The 22,995-nt window shown below is 71.4% G+C and carries 18 protein-coding genes; 6 read left to right on the forward strand and 12 right to left on the reverse strand.

Going from position 1 to position 22,995, the window contains the following annotated elements; all coding sequences use genetic code 11:
* Positions 1-3 precede the first annotated feature (3 nt).
* Entirely contained in the window at positions 4-2,982 is a 2,979-nt protein-coding gene (locus tag LH62_RS18445) for a CHAT domain-containing protein (RefSeq protein ID WP_144404531.1), read from the forward strand.
* An 18-nt stretch (positions 2,983-3,000) separates the two neighbouring features.
* A complete protein-coding gene (locus tag LH62_RS18450; protein WP_082012649.1) occupies positions 3,001-5,055 on the forward strand; it encodes a serine/threonine-protein kinase in 2,055 nt (684 codons plus the stop codon).
* Between the two features lie 181 nt (positions 5,056-5,236).
* On the opposite strand, the gene LH62_RS18455 is transcribed toward LH62_RS18450, so the two are convergent.
* From LH62_RS18455 to tssA, 11 genes are all read right to left on the reverse strand, one after another.
* The gene (locus LH62_RS18455) at positions 5,237-6,160 is read right to left on the reverse strand and encodes a hypothetical protein (protein WP_043363545.1); all 924 of its coding nucleotides are present in this window, start codon (positions 6,158-6,160) and stop codon (positions 5,237-5,239) included.
* 7 nt (positions 6,161-6,167) lie between these two features.
* Positions 6,168-6,818 (reverse strand): OmpA family protein, encoded by a 651-nt coding sequence (locus LH62_RS18460; protein WP_043363546.1) that lies wholly within the window; start codon positions 6,816-6,818, stop codon positions 6,168-6,170.
* A gap of 46 nt (positions 6,819-6,864) precedes the next feature.
* On the reverse strand, positions 6,865-7,431 hold the full coding sequence (locus LH62_RS31570) for an OmpA family protein (protein ID WP_052214664.1): 567 nt from the start codon (positions 7,429-7,431) through the stop codon (positions 6,865-6,867).
* A gap of 118 nt (positions 7,432-7,549) precedes the next feature.
* A complete protein-coding gene (gene tssG, locus LH62_RS18470) occupies positions 7,550-8,542 on the reverse strand; it encodes a type VI secretion system baseplate subunit TssG (protein ID WP_160299852.1) in 993 nt (330 codons plus the stop codon).
* Entirely contained in the window at positions 8,539-10,362 is a 1,824-nt protein-coding gene (gene tssF / locus LH62_RS18475) for a type VI secretion system baseplate subunit TssF (protein WP_043363548.1), read from the reverse strand. The genes tssG and tssF overlap by 4 nt, the downstream gene beginning before the upstream one ends.
* A gap of 1 nt (position 10,363) precedes the next feature.
* Positions 10,364-10,864, reverse strand: a complete 501-nt coding sequence (tssE, locus tag LH62_RS18480) for a type VI secretion system baseplate subunit TssE (protein WP_043363549.1) — start codon at positions 10,862-10,864, stop codon at positions 10,364-10,366.
* Positions 10,861-11,664 (reverse strand): type VI secretion system accessory protein TagJ, encoded by an 804-nt coding sequence (locus LH62_RS18485; protein WP_043363550.1) that lies wholly within the window; start codon positions 11,662-11,664, stop codon positions 10,861-10,863. The genes tssE and LH62_RS18485 overlap by 4 nt, the downstream gene beginning before the upstream one ends.
* Complete coding sequence (gene tssC / locus LH62_RS18490) at positions 11,661-13,232, reverse strand: type VI secretion system contractile sheath large subunit (protein ID WP_052214666.1); 1,572 nt, start codon at positions 13,230-13,232, stop codon at positions 11,661-11,663. Before tssC (LH62_RS18490) ends, LH62_RS18485 begins: the two co-directional genes overlap by 4 nt.
* A gap of 62 nt (positions 13,233-13,294) precedes the next feature.
* Complete coding sequence (gene tssC, locus LH62_RS18495; protein WP_043363551.1) at positions 13,295-14,788, reverse strand: type VI secretion system contractile sheath large subunit; 1,494 nt, start codon at positions 14,786-14,788, stop codon at positions 13,295-13,297.
* 3 nt (positions 14,789-14,791) lie between these two features.
* Positions 14,792-15,301: a type VI secretion system contractile sheath small subunit gene (gene tssB / locus LH62_RS18500; RefSeq protein WP_043363552.1), complete on the reverse strand. Its 510-nt coding sequence runs from the start codon at positions 15,299-15,301 to the stop codon at positions 14,792-14,794.
* 109 nt (positions 15,302-15,410) lie between these two features.
* Positions 15,411-16,550 (reverse strand): type VI secretion system protein TssA, encoded by a 1,140-nt coding sequence (gene tssA, locus LH62_RS18505; RefSeq protein ID WP_043363553.1) that lies wholly within the window; start codon positions 16,548-16,550, stop codon positions 15,411-15,413.
* A gap of 143 nt (positions 16,551-16,693) precedes the next feature.
* Here tssA and tssH point away from each other — a divergent pair, with 143 nt between their 5' ends.
* From tssH to tcuA, 4 genes are all read left to right on the forward strand, one after another.
* Positions 16,694-19,342 carry a type VI secretion system ATPase TssH gene (gene tssH / locus LH62_RS18510; protein WP_043363555.1) on the forward strand — a complete coding sequence of 883 codons (2,649 nt, stop codon included), beginning with the start codon at positions 16,694-16,696 and terminating at the stop codon, positions 19,340-19,342.
* Positions 19,343-19,395: 53 nt separating this feature from the next.
* Entirely contained in the window at positions 19,396-19,869 is a 474-nt protein-coding gene (locus LH62_RS18515) for a type VI secretion system tube protein Hcp (RefSeq protein WP_043363557.1), read from the forward strand.
* A gap of 99 nt (positions 19,870-19,968) precedes the next feature.
* On the forward strand, positions 19,969-20,436 hold the full coding sequence (locus tag LH62_RS28545; RefSeq protein WP_052214667.1) for a type VI secretion system tube protein Hcp: 468 nt from the start codon (positions 19,969-19,971) through the stop codon (positions 20,434-20,436).
* A gap of 75 nt (positions 20,437-20,511) precedes the next feature.
* Entirely contained in the window at positions 20,512-22,029 is a 1,518-nt protein-coding gene (gene tcuA, locus LH62_RS18525) for an FAD-dependent tricarballylate dehydrogenase TcuA (protein WP_043363558.1), read from the forward strand.
* Here tcuA and LH62_RS18530 read toward each other — a convergent pair.
* Positions 22,016-22,993 (reverse strand): tripartite tricarboxylate transporter substrate binding protein, encoded by a 978-nt coding sequence (locus LH62_RS18530; RefSeq protein WP_043363559.1) that lies wholly within the window; start codon positions 22,991-22,993, stop codon positions 22,016-22,018. The two genes, tcuA and LH62_RS18530, sit on opposite strands and share 14 nt — an antisense overlap.
* Positions 22,994-22,995 lie beyond the last annotated feature (2 nt).

Genomic DNA, 22,995 nt, shown 5'->3' on the forward strand with positions numbered 1-22,995 from the left:
GCCATGCCCCGCCTTCCGCTGCTGCTGATGCTGGCGCTCTTCGGCTGCACCCGGCCGCCGGAGGGCGCCTATGTCACCGCGACGCCTGGCAGCGGGCCGGTCGATCCCGCCGGCAAGGACGCGCGCGGCGAGGATTGCACCGCTCAGGGCGGCGCCGCGCTGCCGGCCGACCTGCCGGTGGCCCGCAGCCGCGAGGTCTATTGCGGCGGCTGGACGCAGCCGGCGGCGCGCGTGGTGCAGCTGCGCGGCGCGGTGGATGCGGCACGGCTCGATGCATTGGCTTCGGGCGGGCTGTGGCGCACCTGGCTCGACCAGCGCGTCGCCTGCGCCGCGCCGCAGGCGACGACGCTGGCGGGCGGCGTGCCGGCGCGGCTGCTGGCCTGCACCCGGAAGAATGGCGGCTGGCCGCATGTCGCGCTGGTCGCCGCCGGGCCGGAGGGGCCGGTGCTGGCCGATGGCGTGGCGACGGCGGCGCCGGTGATGGAAGGGCTGGCGACCGGCCGCGTCTCGGCCGGCACGGCGGGGCAGGCGCGTTCCGCCGCGCTCGAGATCGCCGTGCGGCGGCTCTCGGCCGAAGCCTTCAGCGCCAATGACGTCGGCCGCTACGAGGAGCTGATGATGCTGGGGCGGGAGCTGAACCAGGCGGAGAATTTCGCCTCCGCCGAGGATGCCTACCGCGCGGCGCTCGCCCTGCAGGAGCGCGTGCTCGGCCGCAACAGCCCGGATACGGTGACGGCCCTGGTGCATCTGGCGCTCAACCTGTCGAACCAGGGGCGGGGGCAGGAAGCGGCGGCGCTCTTCGCCCGGGCCGCACCGCTCGCCGAGCGGGCCGGGGACCCGGTGGCGCGCGCCCGGCTGGCGCATTACCAGGCGCTGTCGTTGTTCCAGGAGGGGCAGGACGCGGCCGGCCTTGCCCGGCTGCGGGAGGCGGAGGCGCTCTATGCGGCGCTCGTGCCGCCGAGCCTGTTGCAGGGCAACGAGGGCAGCGGGCTGGTAAGCGACCCGGCGGCCGTCTCCGCCATGCTTGGCCTCTCAGAAGTGCGGCGCAACCTGGCCCGCGTCGTCGCCCGCAGTGATGACAAGGCCGAGGCGCCGTCGCTGATCGCTGAGAGCCGGCGGCTGCTGCGGCAGACCGGCCTCGAGAACGGGTTGCTGGTGGCGCGTTCGCTGCGGACGGAGGCGGGGACCTCCATCTCGCTCGGGCGGGACGACGCGGCGACGCGCCAGCTGGAGGCAGCGGCGCAGCGCTTTTCCATCGCCGCCCCGGGCGAGCGGCCGGAGGCGGTGACGCTCTTCCTCAACGGTGCGCGGCGCGCGGCGGTCGGGCGGCGGGAGGAGGCGCTGGCCGCCTTCCGTGCCGGCGCCGCCATCCTCCGCGCGCGGCAGATCGCGCTGCCGATCAACCTCGTCCTACCCTATCTCGACACGCTCGATGCCGAGGCCACGGCCCGGCCGGCCGAGGGCCGGGCACTCCGCAGGGAAGCCTTCGCCGTGGCGCAGCTGGCCCAGCGCAGCAACACGGTGCGCTTCGTCCAGCAGGCGAGCGCGCGGATCGGCGCGGCAGCGGGCGATGCGCGCGTCGCCGAGGCGGTCCGCAGGCTGCAGGATGCCGACCAGGTGTTGCGCGCGCTCTTCGCCGAGCGCGATACCGGTGCGGCGGGGCTCGATGCCCGCATCGCCGCGGCGCAGCAGGCGCGGGCCGAGGCGGAGAGCACCGTGGCTGCCGCAGCGCCGGGCTATCGGCAGCTGCTGCTGAACTCCGTCGATGCCGATGCGGTCGCCGCCTCGCTCGGGCCGCGCGAGGCGCTGGTCACCATGCTGCTCGGCCGCAGCCATGGCTGGGTGCTGATGGTGCGCGGCGGCGAGGTGTGGACGGCGCGCTCCAGCCTCACCGAGGCGGAGGCCGGGCGGCTGGTGAATGCTCTGCGCGCCGGCACGGTAGATTCGGCCGGCCGGCCGGGGCGCTTCGACCCGGCGCCGGCCCAGGCGCTCCATGCCGGGCTGCTGGCGCCGCTGGCCGGGGCGCTGGATGGGGCCGAGACTCTGGTCGTCGTGCCCGACGGGCCGCTGCTCGGCATTCCCTTCGGCATGCTGCTGACCGGGCCGGCCGACCCTGCGGCGCTCGGCGCGGCACCCTGGCTGGTGCGCCGCCACGCCATCGTGCACGTGCCCTCGCCGCAGACGCTGGTGACGCTGCGCGGCGCGGGGCTCGGCTCCGCGGCGCCGCTGCCCTATGCCGGCTTCGGCGATTTCGTGCCGCCGACGCCGGCGCAGCTCATCCGCAGCTTCCCCGCTGACCGCTGCGCCGCCGATGCGCGGCTGGCCGCCGGGCTGGTGCGGCTACCGGGCACGCGGATCGAGGTGGAGGAGGCCGAAAGGCTCACCGGAGCGCGGCCGCAGGACATCCGCCTCGGCGCGGGATTCACCGCCGCCTCGCTGCGGGCGGCCGATCTCGGCCAGCGGCGGATCATCCACCTGGCAACCCACGCGCTGCTGCCGGGCGAGCTCTCCTGCCTGCAGGAACTCTCGATCGTCGTCTCCGCCAAGGCGGGAGCGGCGGATGCGGATTCGGCCTTCGTCAAGGCGAGCGACCTGCTCGGGCTGAAGCTCGATGCCGACCTCGTCATCCTTTCGGCCTGCAACACCGGCGGGCCGGGCGGGGCAGGGGGCGGCGAGGCGCTGTCGGGCCTCGCGCGCGCTTTCTTCTATGCCGGGGCGCGCGGGCTGATGGTGACGCACTGGGCGGTGGACGATGCCGCCGCCGCGCTGACCGTCGCCGACTCGCTTCGGCGCCAGCAGGCGGGCGCCTCCTCGGCGGCGGCGTTGCGCGGCGCGCAGCTGCTGCAGCTCGACGAGGCAGGGCGGCGGCTCCCGGAGGCCTTCGGCCACCCCTTCTACTGGGCGCCCTTCGCGCTGATCGGCGACGGGCGGCGTGCCGCGCCGGTGCAATCGGCGGCAGCGGAATCCGCGCCCAGGCTGTAAGGTGACGCTCCGTCCGGCATGCGCTACCCCGCCGGGCAGCATACTGGAAGCCTCGAGGTTGCTGCGCGGATGATTCCGAACGAGATCGCCGGAAAGTACGAGCTGCGCGGCACCTTGGGCAGCGGCGCCATGGGCACCGTCTACGACGCGCTCGACCGCAACATCGAGCGGCGGGTGGCGATCAAGGTGGTGAAGCGCCCGTCGCCGGGCGACCCTGAGGGGGTGGAGGCGCATGGCCGCTTCCGCCGCGAGGCGCAGGCCGCGGGACGGCTGGCCCACCCGAACATCGTCGGCGTCTACGACTACGGCGAGAATGCCGAAGCGGCCTGGATCGTCATGGAGCTCGTCGAGGGCGGCTCGCTGAAAGACCGGCTGGACCGGAAGGAGCGCTTCCCCGTCGCCGAGATCGTCCGCATCATGGAGCAGGTGCTGGCGGCGCTCGCCTATTCCCACGCCCGCGGCGTGGTGCATCGGGACATCAAGCCGGGCAACATCATGCTGGCCGGGGATGGTGCGGTGAAGATGGCCGATTTCGGCATCGCCCGGCTCGAGAATTCCTCGCTCACGCAGATCGGCACGGTCATGGGCACGCCGAGCTACATGGCGCCCGAGCAGCTGCGCGGCGAGACTGTGGATGCGCGGGCCGATATCTGGGCGGCCGGCGTCATGCTCTACCAGCTGCTGACCGGCGAGAAGCCCTTCGAGGGCGGCTTCTCGGCGGTGATGCACAAGGCGCTGCATACCGAGCCGCCACCGCCCTCCAAGCTTTCGGTGACGGCGCCGCAGGCCTTCGACGCGGTGATCGCCACGGCACTCGCCAAGCGGCCGGAGGAGCGCTACCCGAATGCCGCCGCCTTCGCCGCGGCGATCCGCGAGGCGGCGGTGGCGCCGGCCGTGGCCCCGGGCGGCTTCCCCGATGCGGGCCGGCTGCCGGGGCTCGACAGCGAGGCGACGGTGGTCGGCACCATCGCGCCCGCTGCGCCGGCGCCGCGGCCTGCCGCGCCAACGCCCCCGCCCACCGCGCCGGCTCGAAAGGCGCCGGTCGGGCTGATCGCCGGCGGGGCGGGGGCGCTGGCCGCCGCGGGCATTGCCGCCTTCTTCCTCTTCGGCAGCGGCGGCGACGGCAAGCAGGCCGAGCAGCAGCGGCTGGAGCAGCTTCGCCAGGCGGCGGAGCAGGAGGCGCGGCAGAGGGCCAACCAGGCCCAGCCGCCGCAGCCCATGGCGCCGCCGACGACGACTGCGGATGCCGCGCCGGCCATCTCCGACACCAAGGCGGAGGTGGAGCGGCGGGCGCGGGACGAGGCCAGCCGCCGCGAGGAGGCCGCCCGCCAGCAGCAGGCCGCCGAGGCGGCCCGGCAGCAGGAAACCGCGCGACGCGAGCAGGCGGCCGATGAGGCGCGGCGGCGGGCCGAGCAGCTTCGCGCCGACCTCGCCGCGGCCGGGGCGGCGATGGCCGAGACGCCGTGCAGCCTGATCTCCTGGTCGTCCACCGGGACGAACCTCACGCTCACCGGCATCCTCCGCAGCGGCGACGAGGCGGTGCTGCGCCAGCAGGTCGCCACGCGCGGCCTGCCGCCGGAGGCGGTGCAGATGCAGCTCCGAAGCTTCAACGGGCCGTATTGCGACGCGCTGGACCTGGTGCGGCCCTATCTGGCGGCGCCGGATGCCGGTCCGGCGGCCGGGCTCATCGGCAGCTCGCCGCTGGCCAAGGGGGAGCTGCTGCGCCTCTCCGTCACCATGCCGCCCCATCCGAGCCAGCTCTATGTCACCTACCTGATGCAATCGGGCGAGGTGGCGCATCTGGTGCCCTCGCGTGCGGAGGCGCCGAACGCGCAGCTGCGGCTCGGCGACCCGAGCGGCAGCTTCACGGGCTGGGAGGTCGATGAGCCTTTCGGCACGGATCTGGTGCTGGTCTTCACCTCGGACCGTCCGGTCTTCGCCCAGCGGCGGCCGGTGCTGGAGAGGGCGGAGGACTATCTCCGCGCGCTGGCCACCGGGCTGAAGGCCGCGCAGCAGCAGAAGGGCCGCGTCGCCGTCCAGGCGGTGCTGGTGGAGACGGTGGCGCGGCGCTGATCGCCGCCGGTCCCGTGGGGCCGTCGTCGGAGCAGGCTATTTCTGCCCCCGGTGTTTCCACCCGGGGCAATCGCGGGCCAGAGCGGTTTCCGTTCGCCCCGGCTCACGGACCCCGCTCTGGCCTCTGGTTTTATCGGGCGAACTACGCCGACCAGGTGCCTCCACCTGACCGGAATACGCTCTATGGCAGCGCCAGCCCGCTGCGCAGTGCTTCGCGCAGCCGCTCCACGGCGGCAGGCGGGAGGCCAACGAGGGCAGGCGAGAACAGGCGCGGATCCGGGGTGAAGAGCGTGTAGGCCATGGCCTCGTTGGCCATCAGCTCGTCATTGTCCGTGTCATAGCCCTCGCGGCCGAGATAGGCGCGGTAGGCCGCGCGCTCCGCCTCGGTGAATCCGGTCCGCCAGACCCCCTGCACATGTCCGGCGAAGCCGGGCAGGGTGAAGTAGTGGCCATGGCCGATCTCGTGCCGCAGCACGGCGCTCCGCATCGCCGCGTCCAGCGCTCCGCCCGGATTTGCAACCGAGACGAGGGCAAAGGGCTGGGCCCCGGACAAGGTCAGGGCCTCGACGAATTGCGTGCGCAGCCAGAGCTCCGCCTCGGTCAGTGCCACGCGGTCGCGCTCGGCGATGGCGAAGAAGCGGGCGAGGTCGGCCGAGCGATAGTCATGGCCGAGATACCAGGTCTCCGCCGTGTCGCCGCTGCGGGCGATGGCGGCGGCGAGCTCGACGCCGTCGAGCAGCCGGTCGCGCGGCAGGCCGGCCTTCTCCACGAGCGCGGCGGCGCGGTTCATCGCCGCCCCCTGGAGGGCGAGGCTCGGGAAGAGCAGGACGAAGACGCGGGGGTTCTCGCGCAGCCGCAGCAGGGTCGGCCGGTCGGGGAACAGGGCCATCAGATCCGCCTCGGCCAGAAGCGGCACGGCAGGCGCGACGGCGACGGGGGGCGGCAGGGCCGGGGGCGGTGAAGGCGCCGTACCCATCCAGGCCCAGGCCGCGGCCAGGGCGGCGCCGATCGCGCCCAGGAGGGCGGCGCCCCGCGCCAGCCCGGCGCGGGCAGGCCCCGCCGTTCGGCACGGAAGCCTGACCGTATCGTCCTCGGCCCTCTTCATGGGCGGCTCAGCTGCCGATATTGACGACCTGGACGCGGCGGTTCCGCGACTCGTTCACCTGCGGCGGCGTCGGCACCAGCAGCTGCGAGGAGCCGAAGCCGACCGCCACCATCCGGCTGTCGGGCACGCCATAGACGTGCATGAGATGGTCGCGCACCGCGGCGGCGCGGCGCTCGGAAAGGGCCTGGTTCACCGCGGCATCGCCGACCGTGTCGGTATGGCCCTCGATGCGGAAGCGATAGGGGGCAAGGTCGGGCGAGGCGAGGGCGCGGCCGAGCGGGGCGAGCGCGCGCTCGGCCTCCGGCGTCAGCGTGGCTGAGCCACTCGGGAAGGTCACGGTGATGGAGACCGAAGGCGCATCCGCCGTTGTCTCGCGTGGCGCGGTGCGTGGCGCGGGCGGCCGGGCGGTCGCCGCCTGGTCCGCAGACGGGGTTTGGGGCCGGGCCGGGGTGCTCCAGACCGGGGCCGGGGCGGCGACCGGGGCGGGGGCGGCGGGCGCCTCGCCCGGCAAGCGGATGCCGCGGGTGCCGGCGGTGCCCGAGGGCCTTAACCGGTCGATCAGCGACTGCGCGGCGCTGTCGCTCTGCGCGCCGGCGAGGCCGGGAAAAGTGAGGGCGAGCGTGGCTGCAAGGCAGGCCAGCACGGGAAGCCGGGCCATGATGCGGGTGCTTTCTCGGTCGGGACGTTGGGGGGACATGGCAGGCCTAGCTGCCGAGATTGAGGATCTGGACGCGGCGGTTGCGCGCCTCCGCGGTTTCGTCCGGGGTGGCGACCAGGGGCTGGCTCTCGCCGAGGCCGATCGATTCCAGCCGCGCCGCGCTGACGCCATGGCGCTTGGTCAGGTAGTCGCGCACTACGGCGGCGCGGCGCTCGGACAGGGCCTGGTTCAGCACAGGGCTGCCGACGGTGTCGGTATGGCCCTCGATGCGGAAGCGGTAGGGCGCCAGGTCGGAGGAGGCGAGGGCGCGGCCAAGCTCGTTCAGGCTGCGCTCGGCCTCCGGCGTCAGCGTGGCGGAGCCGGTGGCGAAGCGCAGCATGATCGAGGCGGCGGCGGTGCCGGGTGGCGCGGTGGTGGCAGGCTGGGCTGCTGGCGTGGCGGCCGAAGGCGGCTGGCCGGGAATGCGGATGCCGCGGGTGCTTCCCGGCTGAAGCTGCTCGATCAGCTCCCGCATGTTCGGGTTGTCGGCCTGGCTGCGCTGGGCTTCGGCCTGACCGGGGGAGAGCATGACCGCGGCGCCGAGCATCAGCAGGGTCCGAGCAGTGCAGGTCATGAGGCGCCTCCGTCCATGGCCGTTATGATAGCGTAAAACCAACATTGCGGCATGTCGTCCTGTCGCCATGTACGCCGGGGTTTCTGGCGGAGTGGGCGGAGGAGGGGCACCACGCTTCTCACTTCGGCGTGACAAGGCTGCCCTCGAAGCGCGGCTCCGCCCCGTCGCGCCGCCGGGGCCGAGGCGTGGTGAGCCAGGACGACCAGCCGAGCTGCCCCTGGCCGAGGGCCAATGCTGGAATCGCCTCCGCCGCCAGCACCGGGTTGATGGCGAAGCCGGTATCGAGTCCGGCGAAGAGGCGGGCCAGGGCGAGGACGCGGGCATGCTGCGGCGTGCCGGGCAGCATGGCCTGGAAGCGCTCGCGGTCGAGCGGGCCGATGCGGATGGTGAAGCGGGCCTGGCTGTCCCAGGTTTCCGCCCCCGCGACGGCACCCTGGCCGAGCACCGCGTGCTGGCCGCCGATCGTCCGGCCGCGGCCGCCGCCCGCAAGCCTGGTCCGCTCGCTGGGCGGCAGGCGGATCCAGCCGCCACCGAATTCCTCGATGCGGACGGGGAGGCCCGTCTCCTCCTCCAGCATCGCCTGGAGCCGGGCGGCGGAGCGGCTGCGGGAGGCGAGGTTGCCGGCATGGTAGAGCAGTCGTGGCAGGTCGAGGCCGAGCCGTCCCCCGAGATGCGGGGTGGCGAGGCCGATGACGGCGGCCAGCGCCCGCTCGGCCGGCGCCGGGTCCCGCGTCGGGCGGTACTTGTCGCCCGCCTTGACGAAGAGGCCGGTGAAGCGCGAGGCGCCCATGTCGAGGAAGGCGTGCAGCGCCTCAGACCGCTTGCGCTGCTCCGTCCCGACCAGGGCCGTGAAATGCCGCGGCAGCACGCCACCCGCCCCGACCAGGCCAAAGGTCGTCACGGGGAGTTGCCGCCCTTCGGTGCGGGGCGCGCCGATCTCGCCTTCCGGATGGCCGAGGCGGAGCACGGTGCGGTAGCGCAGCGCCAGCACATCTCCGCCCGGGGCCAGGAGATGCGCCGCCTGGTCGAGGCTGAAACGCGTCGGCTCCTGCATCAGCCTGGCGTGGGGTGCGGCGGGCAGCGCCCGGATGGGCGGCGGCGGGGCGTTCACAGCAGCGACCGCGTGCCGCTCCGCGCTGGCCATTGCGCGACGGTGCCGGTGCGGCCCCGCAAGGCGACGCTGGTGCGGACGAAGGCATTCACCGAGACCTGGAGCGAGAGGAAGCGCTCGAGGATCGCCGCCATCAGGTAGAGGCCGCCGCCCTGCCAGCGCTGCGCGTCATAGGTCAGCGTCACGTCGAGGCCGCGCACCAGCGCGCCGGGCCTGCCGCCGGGAAGGCGTGCGACGCCGGGCTTGGCGTCGACGGCGAGCAGCGCGGCGAGGGATGAGCGGCTTTCGGCGCTGTCGCGCAGGTCGTGCAGGCGAAGCATCTCGCGCAGCGCCAGCGCCCCAGCCTCGCCGCCGCTGACCGAGAGATGGTTGAGCGCGAGATGCGAGATCAGCTTCCAGGCGCCGCGCTCGCGGAGATCGGGGCGGAGCGTCGGCGTCGGCGGCGAGAGCGCCTCGGCGTGGGCGGCGGGCGAGCCACCCGTGGCGATGCGGAGCTGCGGCTGCCCGCCGCCGAAGGGCAGCATGCTCGGCAGGTCGCGGTTGCAGCAAAGTGCTTCGACCGTCAGCACGCCATCGGCCGGGCGATGCGGGTCGAAGGCGGCGTCGCGCAGGCTCAGCAGCGTCTCCGTGCCGCCGAGTGCGGGCGGGGCCGGGCGGCGGCTGGCGATGTAGTGGGCCTCGGCGGCCTCGCCCTCGGCATCGGCGCGGCCGAGACGGTGGAAGGGCAGGACGAAGCGGCGGGTGCCGTCGGCGCGGCTCTCGCGCACCTGCTCGACGGCGTAGACTTCGAGCGCGGTCGGGCGGCGGGCATCCGGCACGACCAGCCATTCGGACTGGGTGCCGTCGAGGGCGATGGGCTCGCAGCGTTGCGGGAAGAGGTTCACCGCTGGCGTGCAGGCGAGGGCGAAATTTTCCGCCGTTAGCATGCGCTCCAGTTCCGGCACGGAGCGGGACAGGTAGATGAAGACCTCCAGCCGGTCGCCCTTCTGGACGAGGCTGCGGGCATCGAGCCCATCGAGGTCGAGGTAGAGGAATTTCTCGGGGAAGGCGAAGAACTCGGTCAGCAGACGGTGGCCGGAGAAGGCGCGGCGCGGCCAGGGCAGCGCCGCCTCCTCCGCCTCGAAGCCGCCGGGCTGCAGGGCGCCGGCGCCGAGGATGGTGGGGCGCGGGTCGGCCGGGCCATCGGCGAGGGCGATGGAGAGGGTCGCGGTGCAGAGCAGTTCGTGCAGCTGGGCGGCGGCGGGGCCGATGCCGCGGAGATGCAGCCGCAGCCGGTCGAGGCCGAGCTCCGCCATCGGCAGGTCAGGCGAGGTGGTGCGCAGCGTGAGGCGGAGGCAGGCGACGGCGCCGGCGGCGCGCGGATTGGCGGGCGCGGTGAGCGGCAGGCCGGAGAGGCGCGCGGAGTCGATGACGAGCGGCCAGAGCGTCACGTCATGGCAGGTGCGGAAGCGCACGGGCTCGCCGCGCACCGGCTCCGTCTCGACCGCAAGGCCGCGCGGCACCTTCACCGGCGCGCGCGTATCGGCGGGCGGGACGAGGCGGAGCGTGGTCATCGAGGGGACGGGCGCCAGCAGGTGCGGCGAGAGCATCTCGAGCAGCGCATCGCTGATCTCGGGCAGTTCGTCGTCCAGCCGGTGCTGGACGCGTGCGGCGAGAAAGGCGATGCCCTCCAGCAGCCGGGCGACGAAGGGGTCGTCCACCGTCTCGGCGGAGAGGCGGAGGCGGCCGGCGACCTTGGGGAAGGCCTCGGCGAACTCGCCGGCATCGCGGCGGATCGCGGCCAGCTCGCGGTTGTAATAGGGAAGCAGCGTTTCCGACATCTCAGCCCTCGCGCACGGAGACGTCGAAGGTGACGGGGCGGAGCTGCGTCTCGAAGCTGATCTGCTCCGGCACCGGGTCGCTGCGCAGCACCGCCTCGACGCGGAGACGGAGGGTGCGGTCGAACGGCTCCGCCTGCTCGCGCGGCGCCTTGGCCAGCGTCACCCGGACATTGGTCAGCCGCGGCTCGAAGCGGCGGATCGCGGCCTCCACCTCGAGGGCGAGGGCTTCGCGCCGCTCGTCCTCGGTGAAGCTGCCTGCGGTCGGGTCCGGCACGCCATAGCCGAGGGGCGAGACGGGCAGGGCGGCGAGCTCGGCAGGCAGGGGGACGCGGCGGCGGCGGGCGTTCAGCAGCGCCTCCATGTCGCGGCGCACCGCCTGGCGCAGCAGCTCCACCGCATAGGCCTGGGTGACCGGCGGATCGACCGGCGCCGCCGGATCGGCATCCAGCAGCCGGTCCAGCAGCGGCAGCCGGATGCGCCAGCCGCGCGTCGCATCGCTCATGCGAAGGTCAGCGTGCCCGCATCGGCGAGCGGCAGGGCCTCCTCGCCGGCAAGGAAGAGGCGCTGGCCGAGGCCGCGCACCGGGCCGGCGCCGGCGTCGGGCCAATCCGTTTCGCGGCCGAGCTTGAGGGCGGCGGGCGTCGCCGGATCGGTCCAGAGATAGATGGCGGGGACGAAAACGAGGCCCTCGGTGCCGTCCTTCAGGGTGAGGTTGGTGCGGCGCCAGAAGAGGTCGCGCGGGCGGCGGGGCGCCTCGAAGACCAGGCTTTGGAGGCGTTCGATCGGCACCCACATGTACTCGCCGCCGGCGGTCAGCACTTCGAGATGCGGGCTGAACATGTCGTCCGCGTCGCGGAAATCGTCGAAGGGGGTCGCCTTGCCGTCGGGCGCCTCGGCCTCGCCGGGGGCGCGGGGTCGAAGCTCCTCGGCCTCTGCTGCCGCGGCGGCGGCGCCTGCGGCATCGCCGAGGCGGAGCAGGGTGACGGCGCGCATCGCGGCGGTCTGGGCCGGCGTCGCCTCGTCGCCCTGGAATTTCGGCACGCGCCCTTCACCGAAGACCTGGCGGCGCACGACCTCGGCCCGCAGCAGGCGACGGAATTCGAGAACGGCGGGGGAGGGCTCATCCTCGATGACGCTGTCGAGCGTGCGGTCGGCGCGCTCCACATCGCCGGAGAAGAGCAGCATTTCCGTCAGCAGCCAGCGGGCGCCGGCATCGCGCGGGGCGGCCTTCACCCCGGCCGTTGCGGCGGCGATGGCGGCGGGCAGGTCGCCCTTCTGGAACGCGTCACCGATCGTGCTCATGCTGCGGCCCTCGGCGCGGAAAGGTCGGTGACCAGCCGGAAGGCAGCGCCCACCTCGTCCAGCTGGAAATGCGGCTGCATCAGGATGGTGCAGCCGAAGACGCCGGGCTGGCCGGGCTTCTCCCGCACCTCGACCTTGGAGGCGCGGAGCGGCTGGCGGGCGCCGCTCTCGCCGGCGGCCCCGCTGGTCGTGCTGGTGAACTGCATCAGCCAGGTCTGCAGCCGCCGCTCGATCTCCTGCGGCGTCTTGAAGCTGCCGACCATGTCGCGGCCCATCATCTTCACGCAATGGGCGAAGCGGCTGACGCAGAGCACGGCGTTGAACTGCGCGGAAAGGCGCTGGTTGGCATTGGCCGCCTCGCCCGTCATGCGCGGCGGGCGATGAAGGCTGGGCGCGGCGGCGAAGACGGCCTCCGGCAGGCCCTCGAGGCCGATCAGCGGCATGAGGCCGGCCTCGACCACCTGGCGCTCCTGATCGTCCGTCAGGGCGAGCTCGACCGGCGGGCGCGGCGGCGGGCCGGGCGGGTCGGAGCGGAGGCGCTCCGCCGGCAGCCCGTCGACGACGCCGCCCATGGCTCCGGCATGAACGGTGGCGCCGCGGATGTCGGCCGGCCAGCCATGGCTGGCAAACGCGCGCATGGCGACGGCCGCGAGCGGGTAGACCGGGCTCATCCAGGCGCGGGCGCCCGGCTGGCCGGCATCCGTACGGTAGCGAAAGCGGTCGGCGCGGCTGCCATTGTCCGGCCAGGGCGGACGGGCGAGGACGCGCGGCAGCAGCACGGAAAGGAAGCGGGTATCCTCCCGCTCCTGCAGGCTGCGCCAGCGGCGGGGGGCCGCCCCGCGCATCGGCTCGGTCGGGTCGATCGCGGGGCCGAGCTCCTGCCACTGGTCGAGGCCGAAGAGCGAAGGGTGGGCGGCGACGACCGTCGGCGAGAAGGCGGCGGCGGCGACGGCGGCCAGCGCATCGAGGCCGGAGACGTCATCCGTGTTGCTGCCGGGGCCGGGGAAGGGGCGCAGTTCCCAGTCACCGCAGAGCAGCCCGTAGGGCTCGCCGCCGGGCGTGCCGAACTCCTCCTCGTAGACCTTCTTGAAGAGCTGGCTTTGGTCGAATTCGATGGCACGCTCGAAATCGCGGCAAAGCTCCGACCAGCGGAGGGTCAGCAGCTTCGCCTTGCAGCTCCGCCCCGGTGGCAGCCGGTTGACCAGCCAATGAAGGCCGCGCCAGGAGCCTTCCAGCCGGCGCAGGCGTTCCTGGCGCAGCACGGCGTCGAGCTGCTCCGAGATCAGCCGGTCGATGGTGGCGATGTCGCGGTCGACGGCTTCCTCCAGCCGCGCCATGGCCTCGGCCCGGCCACGACGGCTGCCGTCATGATCGAGGATCGCGGCGAGGCTGCCGGCGCCGAACCAGAGATGCAGGGCATTGGCCGGGCCCTCGACCAGGAAGCTGGCGATGCCATCGGCCGCGGCGGCGCCGGACCGGCCGAGGAAGGCGCCGGCGAGGGCGGCTGCCCGCAGGGCCGGGGCCGAGGCACCAGCATCGGCCGTCGCCGCGGCCGGCGATCCATCCATGCTGCGGCGCTCCCTCTCCCGATACCGTGGCCGTGGCCCGGCCGAAGCCGGGCCAGATCAGGTCAGGCCTTCTGGGGAATACGGGCGACCATCCGCATGGAGGTCGTCAGCTCCTCCATCTGCAGCCAGGGCTGCAGATAGGCGATGGCGTTGTAGGAGCCCGGACGGCCTGGGATTTCCTTCACCTCGACCTTCGCCTCGCGCAGCGGGTAGCGCGCCTTGGTCTCGGCCCCCGCGCTCGCGTTGCCGTTGACGTAGTTGAGGATCCAGCGGTTCAGCCACTGCTCGCAGTCGGAGGCCTCCATGAAGGAGCCGATCTTGTCGCGCGCCATGACCTTGAGGAAATGGGCGAAGCGGCTGGTCGCCATCAGGTAGGGCAGGCGCGCCGAGATGGCGGCATTGGAGGTCGCCTCCGGCCGGTCGTACTTCTTCGGCTTCTGGGTAGACTGGGCACCGAAGAACACCGCGTAGTCGGTGTTGCGATAGTGGCAGAGCGGCAGGAAGCCGAGCGAGGACAGCTCCGCCTCGCGCCGGTCGGTGATGCCGATCTCGGTCGGGCACTTGGCGTCCAAGTCGCCATCGTCCGAGGTGAAGACGTGGGTCGGCAGGTTCTGCACCTTGCCGCCACCCTCGGCGCCGCGGATGGCGACGCAGAAATTGGTCTGGGCGAAGCTGTCGGTGAGGCGCTGCGCCATCACGTAGGCCGCGTTCATCCAGCAGTAGTCGTTGTGGTCCATCGCCTTGGCGCGGCCGGCCTCGTCGAAGGGCGCCTCCTCATAGCCGAACTCGTCGACCGGGACGGTGCCGGCGCCATAGGGCAGGCGCGCAATGACCCGCGGCATCACCAGCGAGACGAAGCGGCTGTCCTCCGTGTCACGGTAGGAGCGCCACTTCGCGTATTCCGCGGTCTCGAAGATCTTGGCGAGGTCGCGCGGCTTCGACAGCTCGCGCCAGTCGGAGAAGCCGAACATGCCGGCGCCGACGCCCGAGATGAAGGGCGCGAAGGCGCTGGCCGCTACGTTGGAGGCGAGGCGCAGCGTCTCGATGTCGTCCGGGTGGTTGGTCCACTCGTAGTCGCCGACGAGCGCGCCATAGGGCTCGCCGCCCGGCGTGCCGAACTCGTTCTCGTAGATCTTCTTGAACATCTGGCTCTGGTCGAACTCGACCGCGCGCTGCAGGTCGCGCGACAGCTCGCGCTTGCTGCACTGGAGCATGCGCAGCTTGAGCGAGGTGCCCGTCTCGCTGTTCATCACCAGGTAGTGCAGGCCGCGCCAGGAGCCCTCGAGCTTCAGGAAGCGCTCGTTGTGCATCACCGCGTTGAGCTGGGTGCTCAGCTGCGCATCCAGCGCGGCGATCGCCCGCTCGAAGGTCTGGGTGAGGTTGCGGCTGTAGGTGACGGTGCCCTTCAGCGCCTCCTCGGTCAGCGCCTTGATGAGATCCTGGGCGCGGTCGCGTTCGGTCTGCTTGGTGGCGCCGAGGACCTGGTCGAGCAGGCCGAGCCCCGCCTCCTCCGTGGTGGTCGTGGCGGCGGCGGACGAGGATTGTGTCTCGCTCATGGATCAGCCCCCCTTCTTGTCGAGGCCGAGCTGGGAGGACAGCGCCGCCAGCTTGTCCTTGTCCTGCAGAACCTCCTCGAGCAGCCCTTCGAGCTCGTCCGAGCGGTCCACCTTGCTCATCAGGTCGCGCAGCTTGGCGCGGGTATCCATCAGCGCCTTCAGCGCCGGCACCTGCTCGGCCACCTTTGCCGGCTCGAAATCCTCGATCGACCGGAATTTCAGGTTGACCGCCATCTGGCTGCCGTCGCCGGCAAGGGTGTTGTCGACCTTGATGTTCAGGCCGGGCTGGATGCGGGCCATGACATCATTGAAATTGTCGCGATCGATCTGCACGAACTTCCGTTCGGCGAGCGGCTTGAGTGGCTCGGAAGGGTCCCCAGCGAAATCGCCCATGACGCCGACGACGAAGGGCAGCTCGCGCTCGACGGCGGCGCCTTCGGTCTCGACTTCGTAGGTGATGTGGACGCGAGGTTTGCGGACCCGAGCCAGCTTCTGGTGAACGCTACCGCTCATCTACCCTCTCCCAATTCGCACCGGTAACGGTTCTGGCATAGGGCCAACACGATACGCGGCGGCGACAATTGCCGTCAATCAAACCCTTGATGACCAGTTGATCAGCCTGTCACTCGTTCTCGCCCATGGCAGTACGAATGCCGAGCATGGTGAGCATCGCCTGACGCGCGCCGCTGTCCGGCAGGACCTCGGCGAGTAGCTCCGGCAGCGGCAGGCGGGCGCGGCGGGCGGCATCGGTGAGGGTATAAGCCAGCGGCGAATGCGGCTCGGTCTTGCGAAAGAACTCCGCAAGGTCCTCCAGCTGGCGGATCGCATCCTCGCGGGTCCGCAGCGCACGGGGCACCGCTGCCATCACGCCGCCCATTGCCGGTCCCTCCTCCGCCACCGCCGTCACCTCCTCCGCCGGCGCCGCTGCGTTGGCATCCTCCGGGCTCGCCTCGGCGACCGGGCCGACCAGCCGCGTTGCCAGGGCCAGGATCTGCTCCAGCGCCTCGGTGACGCGACGCGTGTTCGGGGCGAGGTCGCCGAAACGGGCGTCCATCTGCGTGCCGAGCGCGGCCCAGGCGCGCTGCGCCGCCACGGCCTGCTGGGCGGTGCGGCGCAGCGTCGCGGCGTCGATGCGCGCCTCGGTCTCGAGCGCCCTCAGCTCGGGCACGCCGGCCTCGTAGCGGGCCTCGCGGCGGCGGCGGTTCTCGCCCTCGTCCGGGATGGCTGCCGTGTCCTCGGCGATCTTCCAGGAATAGAGGCTGACGCCGCGTCCGTCGGGGCGGCGGAACAGCGGGATGCGGCGGAGCGGCTGCATCAGCGTGCCGTCGGCGCCCTCGCCGGAGAGGCCGCTGAGCGGGGCGGCGCGGATATCCATCCCGTCCTCGTCGGGCTGCGGGAAGCCGGGCTCCCAGAAGCGCTCCAGCAGGCCGGACAGCAACTCGGAGCCGGCGATGAGGCCAGGCAGGCCGTCGAGCCGGACCAGCGCCTCCAGCAGCCAAGTGGCGACCTCGAAATCCTTGCTGCGGCCGCCAATGCAGTCGAGGCCGAGCCGCTTCACCTCGCGCCAGCCCTGCGGCACGGCGGGCTCGGCTTCCTCTGAGGTCTCGAGCGCACGTTCCTCGGCCCTGGCCTCGGCCCGCGCGTCGCGCAGCTTCTGGTAGGGCGAGGTCGGCGAATAGTCGCCGCGCAGATCGGTGCCGGCGCCATCGGCCCCGTCGAGGGGAGCGAGCAACGTCTCAATATCGAACAGGCTACCCGACATGCAGAACGGACTCTTGCTGATGAAATAAAGGCCATTGGGCTCGAAACCGATACGCTATCATGCTGGACAGCCCTCGCCCAAACTGTTTACGGTCCGGCGCATTCGAAGCAGCGGCCGACGTCGTTAGCGGGAGGTTACGGGGCATGGTGTCGATCGACCTGAAATCCCTCGTCGGCCGCCTCAGCGCCATCGGCCGGCGGCAGCTCGAAGCGGCGGCCGGGCTGACCCTGTCGCGTTCCCACTACAATGTCGAGATCGAGCATCTGTTGCTGAAGCTCGTCGAGACCCAGGGCACCGACGTCAACGTCCTGCTGCGCAAGCAGGGTGTCGACAGCGGCCGGGTGACGGCCGAGCTGACGCGTGCGCTCGACAAGCTGCGCACCGGCAACGCGCGGGCGCCCTCGCTCTCGCCAGACATCATCACCTGGCTGCGCGAGGCCTGGATGCTGGCCTCGCTTGAGGGCGGGACGGGGCGCATCCGCTCCGGCCACATGCTGTCGGCACTGCTGTCGGACGAGACCTTGCAGCGGACGGTGAGGGACAGCGCGCCGAGCCTGCTCTCCGTGCCGGCCGATGCGTTGCGGCGCGGTGGGCTCGACGCGCTGTGCGAGGGCAGCGAGGAGGCTGGGGAAGCCGGCGCGCCGCTGCCGGGCGAGGTGCCGGCGGCGGCGGGTGGCGCACCGGGCGAGGCGCCGCGCGGCGGTGGGCCGCTCGAGCAGTTCTGCACCGACCTCACGGCGCAGGCGAAAGCCGGGAAGATCGACCCGATCCTCGGCCGCGACGGCGAGATTCGCCAGGTCATCGACATCCTGACGCGGCGCCGCCAGAACAACCCGATCCTCACCGGCGAGCCCGGCGTTGGCAAGACCGCGGTCGCCGAGGGGCTGGCGCTGCGCATCGCGGCCGGCGACGTGCCGGAGGCGCTGCGCAAGGTGAAGCTGATGTCGCTCGACCTCGGCCTGCTGCAGGCGGGCGCGGGTGTGAAGGGCGAGTTCGAGAATCGGCTGAAGGGCGTCATCGACGCGGTGAAGTCTTCGCCGGTGCCGGTCGTCATGTTCATCGACGAGGCGCATACGCTGATCGGCGCCGGCGGCGCGCAGGGCCAGAACGACGCCGCCAACCTGCTGAAGCCGGCGCTGGCCCGCGGCGAGCTGCGCTGCCTCGCGGCCACGACCTGGGCCGAGTACAAGAAATACTTCGAGAAGGACGCGGCGCTCACCCGGCGCTTCCAGGTGGTGCAGGTGGGCGAGCCCGCGGTGGCGCTGGCCCAGGCCATGCTGCGCGGCCTCGTGCCGGTGCTGGAGAAGCACCACGGCGTCCGCATCCTCGACGAGGCAGTGGAGCAGGCCTGCGTGCTTTCCGCCCGCTACATCCCGGCGCGGCAGCTGCCGGACAAGGGCGTCTCGCTGCTCGATACCGCCTGCGCCCGCGTCGCCATGAGCCAGGCGGCGGAACCGGCGCCGATCGAGGACCGGCGCCGGCGGCTCGACCTCATCGCCACCGAGCTCGGTGCCATCGCGCGGGAGGAAGCGGCCGGCCAGGACCATGCGGCGCGGCGCACCGCCCTCGAGGAGGAGCGGGCGAGGGTCGGTGCCGAGCTCGTCGCGCTCGAGGCGCGCTACAAGGAGGAGCGGGCGCTCGTCGCTGGCATCCGCGAATCGCGGGAGGCGATCGAGGCGGCTCTCGCCTCCGGTGCCGAGGCGTCCGAGGCGAAGGCCAAGCTTGCCAGCGCCACCGAGGCGCTGCATGCGCTTCAGGGCGAGGAGCCGCTGGTGCATCCGGTAGTCGATGGCCAGGCCGTCGCCGAGGTGGTCGCCACCTGGACCGGGATCCCGGTCGGGCGGATGGTCTCGGACGAGATCAGGACCATCCTGAACCTGAAGGACCGGCTGGAAGAGCGCGTCGTCGGCCAGCCGCATGCGCTGGCGGCCATCGCCCAGGCGATCCAGACCAATCGGGCCGGTCTGACCGATCCGCGCAAGCCGATCGGCGTCTTCATGATGGTCGGCACCTCGGGCGTCGGGAAGACGGAGACGGCGCTGGCCGTCGCGGACCTCCTCTATGGCGGCGAGCAGAACCTGACGACGATCAACATGAGCGAGTTCAAGGAGGAGCATAAGGTCTCGCTCCTGATGGGCTCGCCCCCCGGCTATGTCGGCTATGGCGAGGGCGGAGTGCTGACGGAAGCGGTGCGGCGGCGACCTTACAGCGTCGTGTTGCTGGACGAGATGGAGAAGGCCCATCCCGGCGTGCAGGACGTGTTCTACCAGGTCTTCGACAAGGGCAACATGAAGGACGGGGAGGGGCGGGACATCGACTTCCGCAACACCGTCATCATCATGACCTCGAACGCCGGAACGGACACCATCGCCAAGCTCTGCGCCGACCCGGAGCTGATGCCGGAGCCGGAGGCGCTGACCGAGGCGCTTCGCCCGGACCTGCTGAAGGTGTTCAAGCCCGCCTTCCTCGGCCGCTGCAACATCGTCACCTACTACCCGCTCGCCGACGACATCATGAAGCTCATCGTCGGCCTGCAGCTGAAGCGGATCGGCCGCCGGGTAAAGTCGGCCTATGGGGTCGAATTCCAGGTTGACGACAGCGTCCCCGAGGCCATCGTCGCGCGCTGCAAGGAAGTGGAAAGCGGCGCACGGAATATTGAGAATATCCTCAACCGCACGATGCTACCCGAGCTGTCATCTCGAATTCTTTCGCGACTGGCGGAAGGCGGCGAGGTGGGTCGGGTGAAGGTCGCGGTGGGCGAGGGGGGTATGTTCCAGTATGATATCGGCTAGGCGGCGGCAGCTGGCCGTCACCGGGAGCCGGGCAGGCAGGAAGGGATAGGACAATGGCGATCCTCGTGAAGTACGGCTCTATCAAGGGCGAGTCGAAGGTCGAGGGCTTCTCCGACTTCTTCGAAGTCGGCAGCTTCCAGTTCGGCGTCGGCCGCGCCATCGCCTCGGCCCGCGGCACCTCCACCCGCGAAGGCTCCGTGGTCTCCGTCAGCGAGATCACGATCACCAAGCAGAGCGACAACACCAGCATCAAGCTGTTCGAGGAAGCGCTGCACGGCAAGCTCGACAAGAAGGTCGAGATCCGCTTCGTCCGCACCGGCGGCGCGAAGCCGACCGCCTTCTTCACCGTCGATCTCGAGGGCTGCGGCGTGTCGGGCTTCTCGATGAGCTCTGGCGGCGATCGCCCGAGCGAGTCCCTCAGCCTGAACTTCGACAAGGTGAAGCTGGGCTACAACCCGGTTGGCGACGACCTCACCGGTTCCCCGGTCTACTACACCTGGGACCTGGCCAAGGGCACCGGCTCGTAAGCCAGCGCCGCGCCCGTCCGGGCCAAGCGATGCGGTGGCTTTGCCGCCGCATCCTCCTCCCCGGTTCCTTTCATCTGATAGCGCACCGAGGCAGGCCCAATGGCCATCTTCATGAAATATGAGGGCGTGGAGGGCGAGCACAGCCTCAACGGCGCAAGCGGCTATATCGAGCTGGTCGCCATGAGTTGGTCGATGTCGCGCAGCGGGGCCGCGGTCCATTCCGGCGCGCGGGCGCGGATCGAGCCTTCGGTGAGCGAGGTCAACTGCTCCAAGCTGAGCGACAAGAGCTCCATCGGCTTGCTGACCGAAGGCTTCACCGGCAAGTTCAACCGCAAGGTGACCATCAGCTTCGTCCGCCAGGGACAGGCGATGCTGCTGCCCTACATGGTCTATACCCTGACCGATGTCGGCATCCTGAACTTCGCGCATGGCGGCGGCGCGGACGGCCCACCGACCGACAGCTTCTCGCTCAACTTCAGCTCGATCGATATCCAGTACACCGCCTTTACCGACGACCTGACGGGCGTTTCCGCCAACATCCTCTACAACGTGCCCCAGGGGCGGTAGCCAGCAGCGTCCGGGCCCTGCCTGGACAGGCGCACCGAACTCTGTATACATCGGTGTACAGGACGGGAGGGTGCCATGACCGAGGAATTCAACGTCATCGTGGTCGGTGGCGGCAATGCCGCTTTCTGTGCCGCGCTCTCCGCCCAGGAGCAGGGTGCCCGTGTCGTCATGCTGGAGCGGGCACCGGAGGATGAGGCGGGCGGCAATACCCGATTCACCGCGGGCGCCATCCGCTTCGCCTATCGCGGCGTCGAGGATCTGCGGGAGATCATGCCCGACCTCACCGACGCCGAATGCGCCCAGACGGATTTCGGCACCTATACCGAGGACCAGTTCTTCGACGACATGTTCCGAGTCACGCGCAACCGCACCGACCCGGAACTCTGCGACATCCTGGTGCGGCGCAGCTTCGAGACGATGAAGTGGCTGCGCGGCAAGGGCGTCAAATTCGCGCCCATCTGGGGCCGGCAGGCCTTCAAGGTGGATGGTAAATTCAAGTTCTGGGGCGGGCTGACGGTGGAAGCCTGGGGCGGGGGCCCCGGCCTCGTCGCTGCGGAGACGGAGGCGGCGCGGAAGCGCGGCATCGAGATCCGTTATGCGACGCGGGCGCAGAAGATCCTCCATGACGGCTTCAAGGTCGAGGGCATGCGGGTGAAGTCGCCGGGGCGCATCTACGACATCAAGGCGCCGGCGGTGATCCTGGCGGCCGGCGGCTTCCAGGGCGATGCGGAGATGCGCACGCGCTATCTCGGGCCGGGCTGGGAACTCGCCAAGGTGCGCGGCACCCGCTTCAACACCGGCGACGGCATCAAGATGGCGCTCGAGGTCGGCGCCTCGCCCTTCGGCAACTACTCCGGCTGCCATGCGGTGCAGTGGGATTTCAACGCGCCGGAGTATGGCGACCTCGCGGTGGGTGATGCCTTCCAGAAGCACAGCTACCCCTGGAGCGTGCTCATCAACGCCAATGGCCGCCGCTTCCTCGACGAGGGCGCCGATTTCCGCAACTACACCTATGCCAAGTACGGCCGCGTGGTCCTGGAACAGCCGGGCAATTTCGCCTGGCAGGTCTTCGACCAGAAGGTCCTGCATGTGCTGCGCGACGAATACCGCATCAAGCAGGTGACGAAGGTGCGCGCGGATACGCTGGAAGAGCTTGCGGCGAAGCTCGAGGGTGTCGACGCTGCGGCGTTCCTCGAAGAAATCCGCGCCTACAACGCCGCCGTCCGACGCGACATTCCCTTCAACCCGAACGTCAAGGACGGGCGCCGCACCGAGGGGCTGTCGGTGAACAAGTCCAATTGGGCGAACACGATCGAGGATGGGCCCTTTGAGGCCTATCAGGTGGGCTGCGGCATCACCTTCACCTTCGGTGGTCTCCGCATCGACAATCAGGCGCGGGTGCTGGATGCGGACCAGGCGCCGATCGCCGGGCTCTATGCCGCCGGGGAGCTTGTGGGCGGCGTTTTCTACTTCAACTACCCGGGCGGCTCCGGGCTCATCAACGGGGCGGTCTTCGGCCGGCTGGCCGGCGCCACGGCGGCAGCCGACTTGAAGACCAACGCGGGCGGGATGATGGCGCCTATTCCAGCCTGACATTCGCGCCGCGGATGACGGGCGCCCAACGCTCGTATTCCGCGGCGACGAAGCGGTCGGTCTCGGCCGGATCCATCCAGATCGGCTCGCTCGCCATATCGGTCAGGCGGGCCTGGATGGCGGGCATGGCGAGAATCTCCCGCAGGGCCAACGCGAGGGTCTCGATCATCGGCCGCGATGTGCCGCGCGGGGCGAAAAGGCCGGTCCAGGAGCGGACGGCGTAGTCCGGCACTCCACCCTCCTGCATGGTCGGGATGTCGGGGCGGCTGCCGACGCGCCGGTCCGTGCAGACCGCGAGCAGCGTCACCTGCCCGGAATCGGCCGGCCCCACCACCGTCGGCAGGTTGAGGAATACGATCGGCACCGTGCCGGCAACGAGGTCGGTGATCGCCTGGCCGCCGCCGCGATAGGGCACATGGGTCAGGTCGAGCCCCGTCCGCAGCCGGAAGAGCTCACCGGCCAGGTGGTTGGACGAGCCCACGCCGGAGGAGCCGAAGCTCATGCCGTGCGTATCCGACTTCACCCGGGCAATGAGCTCCGGCACCGTCCGGATGCCGAGCGCCTTGGTTGCCGCCAGCACGTTCGGCACGTCGACCAGCATGGCGATGCCCTCCAGCGCCCCCCGCACGTCGTAGCCAAGGTCCTTGGCGATCAGCGGGTGGAAGACATGGTTGGAGGCGGAGGAGACGAGCAGCGTCAGTCCATCCGGCCTCGCCCGTGCGACCAGGCCCATGCCGACGCTGCCGCCACCGCCGGGCCGGTTCTCGATGATGAAGGCCTGGCCGAAGCGAGCCTCGAGTTGCGGGGCGAGGAGGCGGGCCACCACGTCGTTCGAGCCGCCGGGCGCCCAGGGGACGATCAGCGTGACTGGCTTGCCGGGCCAACCCCCTTGCGCTCCGGCCGGGCGGCCGAGCAGCAGCGCCGGCGCGGCAAGGGCGCTGCGGCGGGCGAGGCGTGTCGGCATGG

The sequence above is a fragment of the Belnapia sp. F-4-1 genome (genome assembly GCF_000802185.1).
Classification (GTDB): domain Bacteria; phylum Pseudomonadota; class Alphaproteobacteria; order Acetobacterales; family Acetobacteraceae; genus Belnapia.

What these genes read in the sequence shown, in the direction of transcription:
- LH62_RS18445 (WP_144404531.1), top strand. Translation starts at nt 4, where the DNA reads ATGCCCCGCCTTCCGCTGCTGCTGATGCTGGCGCTCTTCGGCTGCACC.
- LH62_RS18450 (WP_082012649.1), top strand. Translation starts at nt 3,001, where the DNA reads ATGCGCTACCCCGCCGGGCAGCATACTGGAAGCCTCGAGGTTGCTGCG.
- LH62_RS18455 (WP_043363545.1), bottom strand. Translation starts at nt 6,160, where the DNA reads ATGAAGAGGGCCGAGGACGATACGGTCAGGCTTCCGTGCCGAACGGCG.
- LH62_RS18460 (WP_043363546.1), bottom strand. Translation starts at nt 6,818, where the DNA reads ATGGCCCGGCTTCCCGTGCTGGCCTGCCTTGCAGCCACGCTCGCCCTC.
- LH62_RS31570 (WP_052214664.1), bottom strand. Translation starts at nt 7,431, where the DNA reads ATGACCTGCACTGCTCGGACCCTGCTGATGCTCGGCGCCGCGGTCATG.
- tssF (WP_043363548.1), bottom strand. Translation starts at nt 10,362, where the DNA reads ATGTCGGAAACGCTGCTTCCCTATTACAACCGCGAGCTGGCCGCGATC.
- tssE (WP_043363549.1), bottom strand. Translation starts at nt 10,864, where the DNA reads ATGAGCGATGCGACGCGCGGCTGGCGCATCCGGCTGCCGCTGCTGGAC.
- LH62_RS18485 (WP_043363550.1), bottom strand. Translation starts at nt 11,664, where the DNA reads ATGAGCACGATCGGTGACGCGTTCCAGAAGGGCGACCTGCCCGCCGCC.
- tssC (WP_052214666.1), bottom strand. Translation starts at nt 13,232, where the DNA reads ATGGATGGATCGCCGGCCGCGGCGACGGCCGATGCTGGTGCCTCGGCC.
- tssC (WP_043363551.1), bottom strand. Translation starts at nt 14,788, where the DNA reads ATGAGCGAGACACAATCCTCGTCCGCCGCCGCCACGACCACCACGGAG.
- tssB (WP_043363552.1), bottom strand. Translation starts at nt 15,301, where the DNA reads ATGAGCGGTAGCGTTCACCAGAAGCTGGCTCGGGTCCGCAAACCTCGC.
- tssA (WP_043363553.1), bottom strand. Translation starts at nt 16,550, where the DNA reads ATGTCGGGTAGCCTGTTCGATATTGAGACGTTGCTCGCTCCCCTCGAC.
- tssH (WP_043363555.1), top strand. Translation starts at nt 16,694, where the DNA reads ATGGTGTCGATCGACCTGAAATCCCTCGTCGGCCGCCTCAGCGCCATC.
- LH62_RS18515 (WP_043363557.1), top strand. Translation starts at nt 19,396, where the DNA reads ATGGCGATCCTCGTGAAGTACGGCTCTATCAAGGGCGAGTCGAAGGTC.
- LH62_RS28545 (WP_052214667.1), top strand. Translation starts at nt 19,969, where the DNA reads ATGGCCATCTTCATGAAATATGAGGGCGTGGAGGGCGAGCACAGCCTC.
- tcuA (WP_043363558.1), top strand. Translation starts at nt 20,512, where the DNA reads ATGACCGAGGAATTCAACGTCATCGTGGTCGGTGGCGGCAATGCCGCT.
- LH62_RS18530 (WP_043363559.1), bottom strand. Translation starts at nt 22,993, where the DNA reads ATGCCGACACGCCTCGCCCGCCGCAGCGCCCTTGCCGCGCCGGCGCTG.